This is a genomic window from Aeromonas sp. 604176 (assembly GCF_049170755.1).
GTDB lineage: Bacteria > Pseudomonadota > Gammaproteobacteria > Enterobacterales > Aeromonadaceae > Aeromonas > Aeromonas veronii_A.
In genome coordinates, this window is record NZ_JAAKNE010000119.1 from 1 (window position 1) to 13,392 (window position 13,392).

General features: G+C 59.9%; 11 protein-coding genes. 5 read left to right on the forward strand and 6 right to left on the reverse strand.

Annotation, left to right across the window (positions count from 1 at the left end; genetic code table 11):
- From recC to G5358_RS17475, 4 genes are all read right to left on the reverse strand, one after another.
- On the reverse strand, positions 1-2,974 hold a 2,974-nt coding region (gene recC / locus G5358_RS17460), incomplete at its 3' end, for an exodeoxyribonuclease V subunit gamma (protein ID WP_421324587.1).
- Between the two features lie 258 nt (positions 2,975-3,232).
- Positions 3,233-3,625, reverse strand: a complete 393-nt coding sequence (locus G5358_RS17465; protein WP_005336513.1) for a DoxX family protein — start codon at positions 3,623-3,625, stop codon at positions 3,233-3,235.
- A gap of 39 nt (positions 3,626-3,664) precedes the next feature.
- Positions 3,665-4,351: a pirin family protein gene (locus G5358_RS17470; RefSeq protein ID WP_335830710.1), complete on the reverse strand. Its 687-nt coding sequence runs from the start codon at positions 4,349-4,351 to the stop codon at positions 3,665-3,667.
- Positions 4,352-4,381: 30 nt separating this feature from the next.
- The gene (locus tag G5358_RS17475) at positions 4,382-4,714 is read right to left on the reverse strand and encodes a hypothetical protein (RefSeq protein WP_013723379.1); all 333 of its coding nucleotides are present in this window, start codon (positions 4,712-4,714) and stop codon (positions 4,382-4,384) included.
- A 258-nt stretch (positions 4,715-4,972) separates the two neighbouring features.
- Here G5358_RS17475 and G5358_RS17480 point away from each other — a divergent pair, with 258 nt between their 5' ends.
- The gene (locus G5358_RS17480; protein WP_043821788.1) at positions 4,973-5,887 is read left to right on the forward strand and encodes a LysR family transcriptional regulator; all 915 of its coding nucleotides are present in this window, start codon (positions 4,973-4,975) and stop codon (positions 5,885-5,887) included.
- Between the two features lie 99 nt (positions 5,888-5,986).
- A complete protein-coding gene (locus G5358_RS17485; protein ID WP_139406620.1) occupies positions 5,987-6,406 on the forward strand; it encodes a hypothetical protein in 420 nt (139 codons plus the stop codon).
- Positions 6,407-6,583: 177 nt separating this feature from the next.
- Here the strand turns inward: G5358_RS17485 and G5358_RS17490 are convergent, their stop codons facing one another.
- Positions 6,584-6,934 carry a hypothetical protein gene (locus G5358_RS17490; protein WP_005355311.1) on the reverse strand — a complete coding sequence of 117 codons (351 nt, stop codon included), beginning with the start codon at positions 6,932-6,934 and terminating at the stop codon, positions 6,584-6,586.
- 199 nt (positions 6,935-7,133) lie between these two features.
- Between G5358_RS17490 and G5358_RS17495 the strand changes: the two genes are divergently transcribed.
- The 3 genes from G5358_RS17495 to G5358_RS17505 all read left to right on the forward strand — a co-directional run bounded on the left by G5358_RS17495 (position 7,134) and on the right by G5358_RS17505 (position 10,780).
- Positions 7,134-7,856, forward strand: coding sequence for a response regulator (locus G5358_RS17495; RefSeq protein WP_216979694.1), 723 nt, complete (start codon positions 7,134-7,136; stop codon positions 7,854-7,856).
- A 33-nt stretch (positions 7,857-7,889) separates the two neighbouring features.
- Positions 7,890-9,251 carry an ATP-binding protein gene (locus G5358_RS17500; RefSeq protein WP_216954487.1) on the forward strand — a complete coding sequence of 454 codons (1,362 nt, stop codon included), beginning with the start codon at positions 7,890-7,892 and terminating at the stop codon, positions 9,249-9,251.
- Between the two features lie 140 nt (positions 9,252-9,391).
- Positions 9,392-10,780, forward strand: a complete 1,389-nt coding sequence (locus G5358_RS17505; protein ID WP_216952672.1) for a transporter substrate-binding domain-containing diguanylate cyclase — start codon at positions 9,392-9,394, stop codon at positions 10,778-10,780.
- Between the two features lie 67 nt (positions 10,781-10,847).
- Here the strand turns inward: G5358_RS17505 and G5358_RS17510 are convergent, their stop codons facing one another.
- Positions 10,848-12,800 (reverse strand): ligand-gated channel protein, encoded by a 1,953-nt coding sequence (locus G5358_RS17510; protein ID WP_216952671.1) that lies wholly within the window; start codon positions 12,798-12,800, stop codon positions 10,848-10,850.
- Between the last annotated feature and the right edge of the window lie 592 nt (positions 12,801-13,392).

A 13,392-nucleotide genomic window follows, 5' to 3' on the forward strand; every position in this document is an offset into this window, starting at 1 on the left:
TCAATGAGAGGCAGAGGTGCTGGATCCAGCCCAGCAGCAGATCCTTGCCGTTGAAGCTGCCGGGTTTGACCACCAGCAAACGCCCCTTCTGGGTGTCGATCCACCCTTGCAGCTGACCCTGAGTCAGGGAGATATCGATCTCCACCGCCTGTTTTTCTGACTCATTGGCCGCAACCCATGGCCGCAGCCGATCCGCCAGCTTGCCCATCTCGGCATCCAGATCGTCCAGCAGCAGGCTGCCGAACCACCCTTGCGGCAACAGGCCGGTGAGCTGCAACCGCTCGCGCCGCTCGGTACTTTCACCTTCCGCCAGATGGGCATCGAGCAGCAGATCTTTCAGCTGATAATGTTGCAGGCCATCCAGCTCGAACGGCTCGCTGTCCTCGATGTTGGCCTCGTTCAGCTCAAACCACACCTTGAGGCGACGGTTGAGGAAATATTTGGTGGGCTGGCGATAGAAGCGCAGCAGCTCCGCCAGCTCCAGCCCCTGCTCCTTGCCCCATTCGGGGGGCAGCGGGAGCTCGCCGCTCTGGAAGTTGGCCGCGCCGCGCACCGGATTGAGGGCGGGCAGCCAGTCGGCGGCATAGGTAAAGAGGCGCGAACCCGGCTCCGGGTAGAAGTAATTGCGGCTGTAGGGGGTGAGCGGATGCGCCACCATCAGGTGGTTGAGCAGCCGCTTGCCGGAGGTTTCGTCATCGAGATCCTCATCCCCCGCCAGCACGAAGCCCTGCCGCACATAGTCGATCAGCTCCGCCAGCAGCACCGACGGCACCTTGTCGCTATTGTCCTGCGCGCTGAAGCCCTGATAGCTGATATAGAGCCCCTGCTGGGCACTCAGCAGCGCCTCGAGGAAGAGGTAGCGGTCATCATCACGACGGGAGCGATCCCCGCGCCGCGACGCCACCGCCATCAGATCGAACCCCATGGGGGCCAGGGTACGCGGGTAGACGCCGTCGTTCATACCGAGCAGACAGACCTGCTTGAAGGGGATGGAGCGCATCGGCATCAGGGTGCAGAAGTTGACCTGACCGGCAAGGAAGCGCTGGCTGGAGCGGGACTCCCCCAGCACGCTGCCAAGGTAGTCCTGTAGCAGATCCGCGCTGATGGGCTGCTCGAAACGGGCTTCGCCGAGCCGGGTCTGCCACTCGACCAGCTGGCTGCGAATGAGCTGGAGCTGACGCTCTTCATCCTCGTCGGCCAGATAGAAGCGCTCCAGCAGCGCCAGCAGGCAGGCGTTCCACTCGGCCAGCGGCTGCGCCTGTTGCAGGCGGGGCAGGAATTCGGCCAGCGAATCGACAAACCAGGCGAGCTTGCCGAGTGCCACCCCCTGCTGCCCCTCGATGTCGGCGTAGGGCAGAATGCCCGCCACCGGCTCGCCGTCGCCCATGGCAAAACCGAGCAGCATGCGGCGCAGGCCGAACAGCCAGCTGTTGCCGGACATGGGCGGAAGATCGAAACAGACGGGGTAGCCGTCGTTCAGCCCCCAGCGGATGCCGGTCTCCTGCACCCAGACCCGCAGCTGGTTGAACTCGTCGTCATCCAGCTCGAAACGGCGCAGCACGGCGGGCACCTCGAGAATGGCGAGCAGCTCGCCTGCCCCGAAGCGGGCATTGGGCAGCCTGAGCAGGGCGAGGAAGCTTTGCAGCAGCGGGCTCTCCTGACTCGCCGCCCGATCCGATACCGCAAACGGGATCTGGCCGCGCGCGCCAAACACCGCCTGAATGTAGGGGCCGTAGCTGTTCACATCCGGCATCATCACCACCACATCTTTCGGGGTGAGGGTCGGATCCTGCTCGAACAGCGCCAGCAGCCGATCGTGCAGCACCTCGAGTTCGCGCATCGGGCCGTGGCAGGCGTGGATCTGCAAGGATCCATCCGCCGGATCGATGGGGCTCTTGTGATGGCTGCTGTCGAGATCGAACTGACCGGCGCCTCGCTCGGCCAGCTCCAGCACATCCTTCTGGATGGCGCGCAGCAGCTTGATATTGCCCTTGCCATCCACCTCGTCGATATCGACGAAGGCCTCGATTTGCGGCACCTCCAGCTCCATCAGCTGATGCAGATAGTCGCGCCCCAGCTTGCCCATGGAGGCGAGCAGCGGGTTGGCGGGGCCCTGCAACGTCTCGATATCGGTGCCGGGTTTGAGCTTGTTTTCGAGGCGCGCCAACGTCTTGCGATCCAGCAGATCCCCCCAGTAGTAGCGGCAGGGGTTGGTGACGAACAGGTGCACCTCCACCTCCGGCCGACTGCCGAGGGCCAGCAGCGCCTCCACATAGCGCGGCGGCAGCGCCGAAATGCCGAACACGAAGACCCGCTGCGGCAGCTTGCCCGGCAGATCGGCGGTACGCTCCAGCTCGTTGATAAACTCCTCGTAGAGGTTGGCGCGGTGGTAGCCGCTCGGAGAGAGCGCCAGCGTGCGGGCCACCAGCTCGCGCCACAGCTCGGGCTGCCAATCCTGACCGCTCACCCCGGCCAGCTCCTGACTCAATCCTTCCCCCTCTTCCCAACGGGCGATCCAGTCCGGCCGGTAGACCAGATACTGGTCAAAGAGATCCGCCACCTTCTGGCAGAGCTGCCACAACCGCACCTGCTCGGGATCTCTGGCGGGATCCTCGTCATCTCCCCCACCCAGATAGGCGGCGAGCGGGGCAAAGGCGGGGCGATCCAGCAAGGCAGGCAGAATGGTCATCAGCTGCCAGCTCATGGAGCCCTTGTTGTAGGGGCTCTGGCGCGGCACATCTGCCAGCACCCGGGTGAACATCTCCCAGATAAAGCTGGCGGGTAGCGGAAAATCGATATTGGCGGCGATGCCGAACGCTTTGGCCAGCTCCAGCTTGAGCCACTGGGCCATACCCGGACTCTGCACCAGGATCTGCTCCCGATCGAAGGGGTGAGAGAGGGGGGCCTGCCGGATGCGGCTCACCAGCAGCTCTTTGAGCAGATCCAGCTGATTGGAGTGGTAGAGGGTAAACATGAGCAATTCCCGCCTGTGGATGAGAGGGGGCGAGGGAAAAGGCGAGCCATTTCCGTCACTTCACAAGAAAAGGAATTGTCGGGGATCGAGGGGGAAGATGCAAAAGGCACTTGTGGCCAGCAGGCGGGTAAACCGCTGAATCATGAGGGGCGCCGCAGATTTGACGCGCCGCCTCACCTATCCGGAAAACGCAGACAGAAAAAAGCCGGTGCAGTTGCACCGGCCAAAAGGCATTGGAAAACTTGACTCTTCAGGGCATTACCAGTTTTTGCCGAGACGGGCATCCACACTGAAAGCCCCTGCTCCGGCCGCCGCCAGCGCCAGGAAACCACCGGCCACTGAGACGTTCTTCATAAACATCAGCATCTGCATCTGTTCGGCAGGCTGGTAGTGGAAAATAAAGGCAGCCATCAGGGTGAAACCGGCCAGCAGCACGGAGAGGCTGCGGGTAAAGAGACCGAGCACGACGGCAAGGCCACCACCCAGCTCAAGCAGGATCACCAGCGGCAACATAAAGCCCGGCACGCCCATCGCTTCCATATAGCCCTGAGTTCCGGCATAGCCACCGATCTTGCTCCAGCCCGCCATTACGAACATCAGCGCCAGCAGTACACGACCCGCCAGCAGCGCTACATCTTTCATCTTGTCCATTTCATATTCCTCGTTTGTGTCACATCACCGCTGACTGCTTCAGGGTAGGTCAAATAACAGAGCTTGGCTGGCACTGGTCGCAACCAGCTCCCACCGGTATTCATCACGACTGAGTACCCCGTCGCCGGGTCGGGCAGCCAGACCGTTGGCGGTCAACTCCCCTGAAATCATCTGCAGGTAACCGTGTCGGCCAGCCAGTGCCCATTCGAGCGTCTCGCCCGGGGCCAGTTCCAGCCGCCATACGCGGGCCTGCTGGCGGATCACGAAGGATCCCGCCTCGCCATCCGGTGACGCCACCAGCGTCATACCCGGTCTGGACTCGATCTTCTTCTGCTGATATCCGGGTGGCGTGCTGACTTCATTCGGCTCGATCCAGATCTGCAACAGGGAGAGGGGTTCCGTCTGCGAGGGGTTGTACTCGCTGTGGCGGATCCCGCTGCCTGCGCTCATCAGCTGGAAATCCCCTGCCGGGATCTGCTCGGCATGGCCGAGGCTGTCCTTGTGCTCTATGGTGCCTTGCAGCACGCAGGTGAGGATCTCCATATTGGCGTGAGGGTGGGTGGCGAATCCGCCACCCGGCGCAACCAGATCCTGATTGATCACCCGCAGTACCGAGTGCCCCATCCACTCCGGGTCATAGTAGTGACCGAAGGAGAAACTGTGGCGCGCGTCCAGCCAGCCAAAGTTGGCCTTGCCCCGCGCTTCTGCGGCTCTCAATTGCATCATGGTGTGCTCCTCACCTACCGGGACGGTTGATTAACGCTGTTTGCCGCTACCGATGCCGAACGGAATACGGTATTCGCTGCTCTGGTCAGCCAGGCTGACGGTCAGGTTGCCCTGGGTACGGCTCGGGATCCGCACCTGCTGGGTGCCTGTCAGGTTGGCGTGGACCGATGCCAGCAGATCGCCAGACTCGTCACGCACTTCAAGCATCGGATTGGCTTTGCCATCCATTGCGGCAGTGGCGTTCCAGTTCACAAACAGCACACCGGGCATGGCATTGAAGTCAGCCGGTACGGAAGCCTGGGCGAAACCAGTGGTCATCAGGCCTGCAACGGCCAGCATCTTGATTACGTTTTTCATGTTCATTCACTCTCTTGTTTTATATGTCATTGCCAAGGCCTTTTCGGCCAGAATCAATGCATCCATGCAAGAGGTTATTCAAATAGTGTGTTGTTCTTTCACCGACGTCAGACAGACCGATTTGGTGTGTCACAGTGCGGAACTACCCGCATATTTGGCCGCTCGACGTTCCTGCCTAAGCGTTGATTGAATATTAAAGTGACATGACCTAACTTGTTAGCGAGATAAACTGGCAAACATATTCAAAAAAATTGAAGGTGAGGAATGGCCAAGGAATCGAACAAGGAGCGGGCGCTGACCCTGGAGGCAATCCGGGTGCTGGATGCCATCGACCGCCGCGGTAGCTTTGCGGCGGCGGCCGACGAGCTGGGCAAGGTGCCCTCGGCATTGAGCTATACGGTGCAGAAGCTGGAAGACGAACTGGATGCCATGCTGTTTGACCGCAGCGGCCACCGCACCAAGTTCACCCCGGCGGGGCGCATGCTGCTGGAGCGCGGCCGGGTCCTGCTGGAGGCAGCCGAGCATCTGGTGGGAGAGACCCGGGCATTGGCCCGTGGCTGGGAGACCGACATCACAGTCGCCGTCGATGCGCTGGTCCCGGTGCAGGCCCTCTACCCCTTGGTGGAGAAGCTGGCCGAACAGACCGATACCCGACTGCGGCTGCGGGCCGAGGTGCTGGCGGGTAGCTGGGAGTGTCTGGAAGATGGTCGCGCCGACCTGCTTATCTCTTCCATCAACCCCGACATCATGATGACCGGCATCAAGCATCAGGTGATCAAGGACGAGGTGATGCTCTACGTCGCCCATCCCGATCACCCGCTGCATCAGGAGCCCGAACCCTTGGCCGACGAGACCCTGCGCCGCTACCGCGCCATCGCGGTGGCCGACACAGCCCTGCGCAAACCGGTTCTCACCTACCGCCTGCTGGACAAGCAGCCGCGCCTCACTGTCAGCACCATGACGGAGAAACGGGATGCCCTGCTGGCAGGGATCGGCGTCGGCACCATGCCACAGAGCTGGATTGAGGAAGACATCCGGGCCGGTCGGCTCAAGGTGATCAGCCCCGAATATCGCCATCAATTGCAGGTGGTGCTGGCCTGGCGGCGAGACACCATGGGCAAGGCCAAAAGCTGGCTGGTGCGGGAGATACCAAAACTATTTGCAACTGGTGAGAAATGAGATCCAGTTAACAGAAATGTTAATTGCATGCCTCACTTGACGCCCAATATCTTTGCTGATTTCATAGCCGCCTCATTGAACCCATGGAAGCTGTAGAAAATGAAAAAGAGTTTGCTGGTTGCCCTCACCACCCTGCCCCTGTTTGCCAATGCCGGCCTGATGGATTCGCTGACCGACAGCGTCACCAGCAGCGTCAAGGATGCGGCCAGCACTGCCGTATCCGGTGCCATGGACAGCGCATCCAACGAAGCCATCAAAAAGGCGCTGGATATCAAAGAAGGCGGCTCCAACAAGCAGGCAGTCAAAGAGAAACTGGGCGCTCCTGCCTCTACCAAGACCGAGGCCGGTCTGGAAGTGTGGACCTATGACCTAGATGCCCTGAAGAAGGCCTCTCCGCTGCTGGCAGAAACCACCAAAACCCTGCTGAAAGATACCGACGCAGCCAAGAAAAACGTGGTCATCAAGTTCGAAGGCGAAACCGTCAAGAAAGTAGACCTGACCGACAAGGCTCAGGGCTAAGTTCGCTCGTCCGGTGAAGTCGGTTGCACACCCGCACCGGCACAGATAGCAAGAGGGGGAGCATCAGGCTCCCCTCTTTTATTGGCTATCACCAGCGTTTAACCAATCTGCTACTCAACGCAGTAAACACAAAAAGGGTGGCCTCGGCCACCCTTGGGTTGATAACAGCTGGCGCTGTTACTGGTTCGCTTCGGCGAACTGCTTCATCGCTTCGGCGTGCTTGGTCATACCGGCGGCACGCTCGTTGAGCTTCTTGATAAACTCCGCCTTCTTGGCCGGATCTTCAATGCGGTCATAACGTTGCTGCAGGTTGGCCTGGATCTGCTCCGGGGTCATGTTCTGCATGCGGGCCATCTTGTCGTGGCGACCACCGTGGTGTTTGCCACCCATCATGCCACCACCGTCCATCGGGCAATCCACCATGGCACCGGGCTGGCCAGTGGGGGCTGCTTCACTGGCTGCATAGGCACCCAGCGGCAGGCCAAGGATCAGGGTGGCGGTCAGCAGGGTTTTGGTCAGCTTTTTCATGGTCTATCTCCTGTAGGGATGATTCTGGTTCGGCGCTCTTGCCTTGCCCTCAAGTAAACACCCTATCGGTGTCTGAACTTTGCCAGCATCGCCCTTTTTTGTAGCAGAGTGTGGCATCGTGCGGATCTGGCACACTTTGACACAAACCGCCGTCCGGATTTTCGTATACTCGGGCCAACGCCAAGAAGGGGAGGTATTCATGAACCAGGGCAACACCCACATTCTGGTGGTCGACGACCACAGCGAGATCCGCGATCTCTTGAAACGCTTTCTGGAACAGCACGGCCTGCGGGTCAGCTGCGCCCGGGATGGCAAGGAGATGAAGCGACTGCTGGAGGAGCGGGAGTTCGACCTGCTGGTGCTGGATCTGATGATGCCGGGTGAAGATGGTCTGACCCTCTGCCGCGAGCTGCGGGTCAAATCGAACCTGCCCATCATCATGCTCACTGCCATGGGGGAAGAGACCGACCGCATCATCGGATTGGAGATGGGGGCCGATGACTATCTGGCCAAGCCCTTCAACCCGCGCGAGCTGCTGGCGCGGATCAAGGCGGTGATGCGCCGCACCCAAGCCGAGACACAACCTGCCGCTGACACCCTGACCCGGGATCTGCGCTTCGATCGCTGGCTGCTCGACGTCAATCGCCGGGAGCTGGTCGATGAGGATGGGGTGGGCCTCAGCCTCTCCACCGCCGAATTCGATCTGCTCAAGGTGTTTCTCGAACGCCCGCAACGGGTGCTGAGCCGGGATCAACTGCTGGATCTGGCCCGTGGCCGCGAGGCGGTGGCCTTCGATCGCGCCATCGATACTCTGGTGAGTCGACTGCGCCGCAAGCTGGAGCGGGATCCCAAGAATCCGGAGCTGATCAAGACCATCTGGGGTGGCGGCTATATGTTCTCCGCCGACGTGACGCAGGCATAAGCGGTGACCTTTTTGAAACGACTGTGGGCAAAAATATGGCCCAAGGGGCTGACAGGCCAGATCATTCTGGTGGCGCTGGCGGGGCTGATCCTGATCCAGCTGCTCAGCATCCAGATCTACCGCTCGGATCGGGAGGAGGCGCTTGGCTTCGTCAACAGCCGCAACGCCATGCAGCGGATCATCTCTGTGGTCAGGCTGCTCTCTCTATCACCCCCATCTCTCTATGACGAGATCCTCAAGGCGAGCCGCAGCGAAACCCTGCTGCTGCGCCTCTCAGACGAACCACTGCAACCGGATAATCGCAGCCCCCGCTTCGAGCAGTTGGTGCGCTCTCGGCTCGGCTACCCGCAGGGTCTCACCATAGAGATCAGCGCCGAGCTGAAAGAGGATGCCCAGCGCAGCAAAGCCTGGGAGCATCACGCCCGCATGATGCGGGATCGCAAGGGGCCGCCCCCGCCACGAGATATGCGGCTCTATGGCTCCATCGAACTGCCCCAGGGGGGCTGGCTGCAGTTCAGCTCGCTGGTCGACAAGGAGGCGGGCAGCTGGTCGTGGCAGACCACCCTCAACCTGATGCTGGTCGCCAGTCTGGTGATCGGGCTGATGGTGCTGCTGTTTCGCCGTGCCACCCGCCCGCTCAAGCAGCTGGCAGGCAATGCGGAGCGGCTCGGGCGGGGCGAGGATATCGAACCCTTGAAAGAAGAGGGACCGACCGAGATCCGCGAATCGATTCAGGCCTTCAACCGGATGCACACCCGGCTCGACCGCTTCGTGCAGGACAGAACCCGGATGCTGGCGGCCATCTCCCACGACCTGCGCACCCCCATCACCAGCCTGCGGCTACGCACCGAGTTTCTGGCCGATGGCGAGGACAAGGAGCGCATCCAGCAGACCCTGCAGCAGATGGAGCAGATGCTGGCGGCCACCCTCAGCTTTGCCCGCGAGGAGGGGCAGCAGGAGGCCACCCGCGAGCTGGATCTGGTCAGCCTGCTGGTCAGCCTGTGCGATGACTATGCCGATACCGGCCAGCCGGTCACCTGTCTGGCGGAGGGCAAAGAGGTCTACGCCTGCCGAGCCAACACCCTGCGCCGGGTGCTGCAGAACCTGATCGGCAACGCCATCAAATATGCCGGCAGCGCCGAAGTGTCGCTGGAGCGGCGCAAGGAGGAGCTGTTGATCCGGGTCTGCGATAACGGGCCGGGGATCGATCCGGCGCGGCTCGAGGATGTGTTCAAGCCGTTCGTGCGGCTCGATGAAGCGCGCAACACCGAGTCCGGCAGCGTGGGGCTCGGGCTCTCAATTGCCCGCACTCTGGTGCATCAGCACGGCGGCGAGTTGACCCTGCTCAATCGGCCACAGGGGGGACTGGAGGCGCGGATCAGCCTGCCGCTGTAAGTAGTTACTCTATCCGCCAGCCTTGTCATGGCGCCATTTGCATCATGCAAACTTCATCATTTGAGCGCTTGTTCTTCGATGAGAAAGACGGTGATAATCGGTGACCACGGGACGGTATACGGCAACGGATTGGAGCAAGGATGGCCTCTTCCAGGACAGGAGTCATAGTCAGTATCGGGTGGGGGCTCCTGCTGCTCGCCCTTGCCCTACCTGCCTGGGCCAAAGCCCCGGAAGAGCCGCTCATCATTACCAACTCCAAAGCCTGGCAGCCCTTCTCCTATATCAATGAGTCGGGCCAGCCGGATGGCCTGCTGATCGATTTGTGGCGTGAATATGCCCGAGTGACCGGCCAGAAGATCGAGTTCAGGCTGGTCGACTGGCAAGGCTCCCTCGACCTGCTCCATGAGGGGAAAGCGGACGTTCACGCCGGACTGCTCTGGTCACCGGAGCGGGGCAAACTGTTCGACTATGGCCGGCCTCTCGCCCAGCTCGACTCCCAGCTCTTCTTCTCGAGCGAATTGCGCGGCACCGATGTCCACTACTACCTGCTCCATGAAACGGTCGGTGTGGTAGCCGGTGGCTACGAGGAGTATTACGCCAGACGCTACTTCCCCGGCACCAGACTGCAAACCTTCAATGACAATGACACCCTGCTGGCTGCGGCCTTCAAGGGTGAAGTGAAGGCCTTTATCGCCGATCTGCAGGTCGCCAACTTCTACATCTATACCTCGGACGATCCCACCCGCTTTATTCCGGTTCGCCACCTCTATACCGACCAGATCCGCTTTGCAGTGAAAAAGGGCGACCTTGCCCTGTTAAACCGGCTGGAAGAGGGGTTCGCCAAGCTCAAAGAGAGCGATCGGGAGCGGATCATCCGCAAATGGATGCATGTCGAAACCGTCTACCCCATCCATCTCGGTCCCTGGCTGCTGTTGGCCGGAGTGTTAATCATGGTGGCCTACATAGTGCAACTGCGCCGCGCTGTTGCCAGCCGTACCACCGAGTTGAGCCGCGCCAACGCCAGACTGGAGAAGCAGGCCAGTACCGACCCCCTGACCGGCCTGCTCAACCGACGGGCATTCATGCCTGCCATGGAGCAACGACTGGCAAGCGGGGAGCCCTGTGCTCTACTGCTGTTCGATGTGGATCACTTCAAGGAGACCAATGACCGCTTTGGTCATGGCATCGGGGATCTGTTGCTGGAAAAGCTGGCCACGACTGTGACGAACCTGTTACCCGAAGAGGCTCTGCTGGCTCGCATCGGCGGCGAGGAGTTTTGCCTGCTGCTGCCGTTGGCCACGCTGGCAGAGACAGAGCAGTGGGCCAAACGCCTCTGTCAGGAGTGCAATCAACAAACTCTGTACACCGATAATAGTGCAGTGACACTATCCATCAGCACCGGGGCAGTCTGGGTCGCCGCAGAGAGAGAGGCTGATGCCGAGCAGCTACTACGGCAGGCTGACGCCCTCATGTATCAGGCCAAGGGACTGGGGCGCAATACCTGGCAAGCCGCCCCCTATCAGGCATAGCCCTCTGACGGACGCGCAATAAAAACGGCCGCCATCAGAAGATGGCGGCCGCATGAGACGTTTCCTATCAGAAGTTGTAGGTCACGCCCAGGTTGTAGCGGCGACCATCCAACACAGTGCCATAGCTGCTGTAATCCACCGTCTTGTCGAACAGGTTGTAGACCCCTGCGGTCAGAGCCAGATGCTTGTTGGCCTTGTAGACCAGGCCCATGTCAAAGAAGGTGTAGGAAGGAGTCCCCTCCGCCATCTTGACACGGCTCAGGTACTCGGAGGTCTCGCCACGGAAGTTGACCCGTGACCAGAGGCTGAGATCCTCGGTGGTTTGCCAGTCAACACTGCCGTTGAACATGTGACGGGGCATCTGGTTGAGGGCATGACCCGCCAGTGGACCACTCTTCTGCTCGGACTGGGTAAAGGTGTAGCTGGAGCTGACCGACCAATCCTCGTTGATAGCCCAATCCATCATCCCCTCGACCCCGCGCATGTTCGCCTTGTCGACGTTGACCCGATCACTGATGAAGTCATAACTGTACCCATTGAGGGTACAGGCGGGATCACTCTTGCTGGTGCAGCGACGCACTTCGGAGATCTTGTTCTTGAAGTCGGTGTTGAACAGGGTAACCCCGGCGTTGAAACCCTGATGACCGTTCCACAGCAGACCGATCTCTTCACTCACGCTAGTCTCGGGTTTGAGGTCCGGGTTACCGACAAGCATACCATCCAGGCTACCACCACCGGTGACCTGACCCCAGTTGGCCGCCGACATCCGCAAGTCAGGAGAGCGGTAACCGGTCGATACGCCTCCTTTCAGGGTCCAGCTATCATCCAGATGCCAGACGCCGTAGAGGCGCGGGCTCCAGTGAGAACCGTAGTTCTGGTCCCGATCCATGCGGGCGCCACCGGTCAGGGCAAAGCTGTCAGTGAGTGACCACTCATCCTCGACAAACATCGCCCAGCTCCAGCGGGTCAGCTGCTCGGCAGGGTTGGCCACTTTCAGGGTATTGCCCTGATCGTGCAGATCCTCATAGCGATACTGACCACCGACGCTCAGGTAGTGATCACCCAGAATAAACTGGGTATGGGTATCTGCGATGGTGTTGGTGAGCTCCATCTGGCGGCCGGGGTTGGTATTGATCTCCTGCTGCAGATAGCTGCTGGAAGAGCCGAAATCATACTGGCCATCATGGGTCAGCGCATAGTTGGTGCGCTCGTAGCGGTTAAGGCTATCTTTCGCCTTGGCAGCCAGCGAATTGCCGGCCGTGCGATCCCGATCCTGCAGACTGCGACTGGCCTCCAGATCGAAGCGGTTATGGTCATCAGGCTTGAAGCTGAGCACCGCCGTGCCACTGCGAGTCTCCTGCTCCGCAAAACCCTGGATAAATTTGTCTTCACCACGATGGGCGAGCTGCCCGTTGAAACGCAGCCCCAACACGCCATCGATCAGTGAACCTGCGGTGTAGGCATCGGTCTGGAAACTGTTGCCAGCATCCTTGTTCTCCTGGAAGGTCGAATCAGCATGAACCGAGCCCTGCCAGGCCAGACCGGTGGTCTTGCGGGTAATGACGTTAATCACGCCCCCCATGGCATCGGAACCATAACGGGATGACATGGGACCACGGACGACCTCAATCCGCTCAATCGCCTGCAGTGGCGGCAGCCAGCCCTGCTCGATACCCGGACCATCGCTGTTCGGGCGAGTGCCACGGCTATCCACCTTCTTGCCATCAACCAGCATCAGGGTGTATTTCGAGCCCATACCGCGAATGCTGATATCACTGCTGCTGCCACCACCGGTCACCACAACACCGGGAACATCCTTCAGGGCGTCAGTCACATCGCGATAGGCCCGCTTTTCCAGCTGCTCACGGGTAATCACGGAGATGGAGGCGGCAGAGTCTTCAATCTTCTGCTGGAAGCCGGAAGCGGTGACGACCATCACCTCTTGTTCGGCAGCATAGGCCTGGGTCGCAAGAAGGGAGCAGATCAGCAAGGCAAGCTTGTTCGGTTTCACTGTTGTCATGTTTTAGCCTGAACATTATTAGTAGGAAGGTGACGTATTCCCTTACTTCACTCATTACAACGCCCTAGCATCCGGCCAGACGCAGCATTAGAAAAGGCTCATTTGAAAAGCACTTTATTAATCAGCCCGCATTGTAACGACCTCGCCAGAATCATTCAAACAATAATCATTATCATTTGATTCATGTGGTATTCCTGCAGCAGAATCGCTCATTCTTGATAAGAGACTGTTTTAATGGAATAAATCCATAAGCAAAAAAGGGATTACACAAACAAGTGGAAGCGATGACGTACCGTTGCAAGATGGCCTGATTTAATCGTCATGCACTATGGCCAAGGTGGGGTGTGATGCGATACAGAGCTGGAAACAGTAGCAAGAACGCCAACAGGGGGAAGGTATTGCCATCGCGGTGGGATGTCGGCAGCTCACCAGCAGGCTAAAACATCAAAACCCAGTCGTCAGACTGGGCTTTGTGTTGGTTCTGGTGTGCAAAACTGTGGATCACTGGGCAAAAACGCCCATAGCAAAAAGGCCTTCCCATCAGGGAAGGCCTTCAAATTAGTGGCGGAGCGGACGGGACTCGAACCCGCGA

Bases quoted from the DNA above. Each gene is read 5' to 3' on its own strand.
- G5358_RS17465 (WP_005336513.1), bottom strand. From the start codon at position 3,625: ATGGACAAGATGAAAGATGTAGCGCTGCTGGCGGGTCGTGTACTGCTG.
- G5358_RS17470 (WP_335830710.1), bottom strand. From the start codon at position 4,351: ATGATGCAATTGAGAGCCGCAGAAGCGCGGGGCAAGGCCAACTTTGGC.
- G5358_RS17475 (WP_013723379.1), bottom strand. From the start codon at position 4,714: ATGAACATGAAAAACGTAATCAAGATGCTGGCCGTTGCAGGCCTGATG.
- G5358_RS17480 (WP_043821788.1), top strand. From the start codon at position 4,973: ATGGCCAAGGAATCGAACAAGGAGCGGGCGCTGACCCTGGAGGCAATC.
- G5358_RS17485 (WP_139406620.1), top strand. From the start codon at position 5,987: ATGAAAAAGAGTTTGCTGGTTGCCCTCACCACCCTGCCCCTGTTTGCC.
- G5358_RS17490 (WP_005355311.1), bottom strand. From the start codon at position 6,934: ATGAAAAAGCTGACCAAAACCCTGCTGACCGCCACCCTGATCCTTGGC.
- G5358_RS17495 (WP_216979694.1), top strand. From the start codon at position 7,134: ATGAACCAGGGCAACACCCACATTCTGGTGGTCGACGACCACAGCGAG.
- G5358_RS17505 (WP_216952672.1), top strand. From the start codon at position 9,392: ATGGCCTCTTCCAGGACAGGAGTCATAGTCAGTATCGGGTGGGGGCTC.
- G5358_RS17510 (WP_216952671.1), bottom strand. From the start codon at position 12,800: ATGACAACAGTGAAACCGAACAAGCTTGCCTTGCTGATCTGCTCCCTT.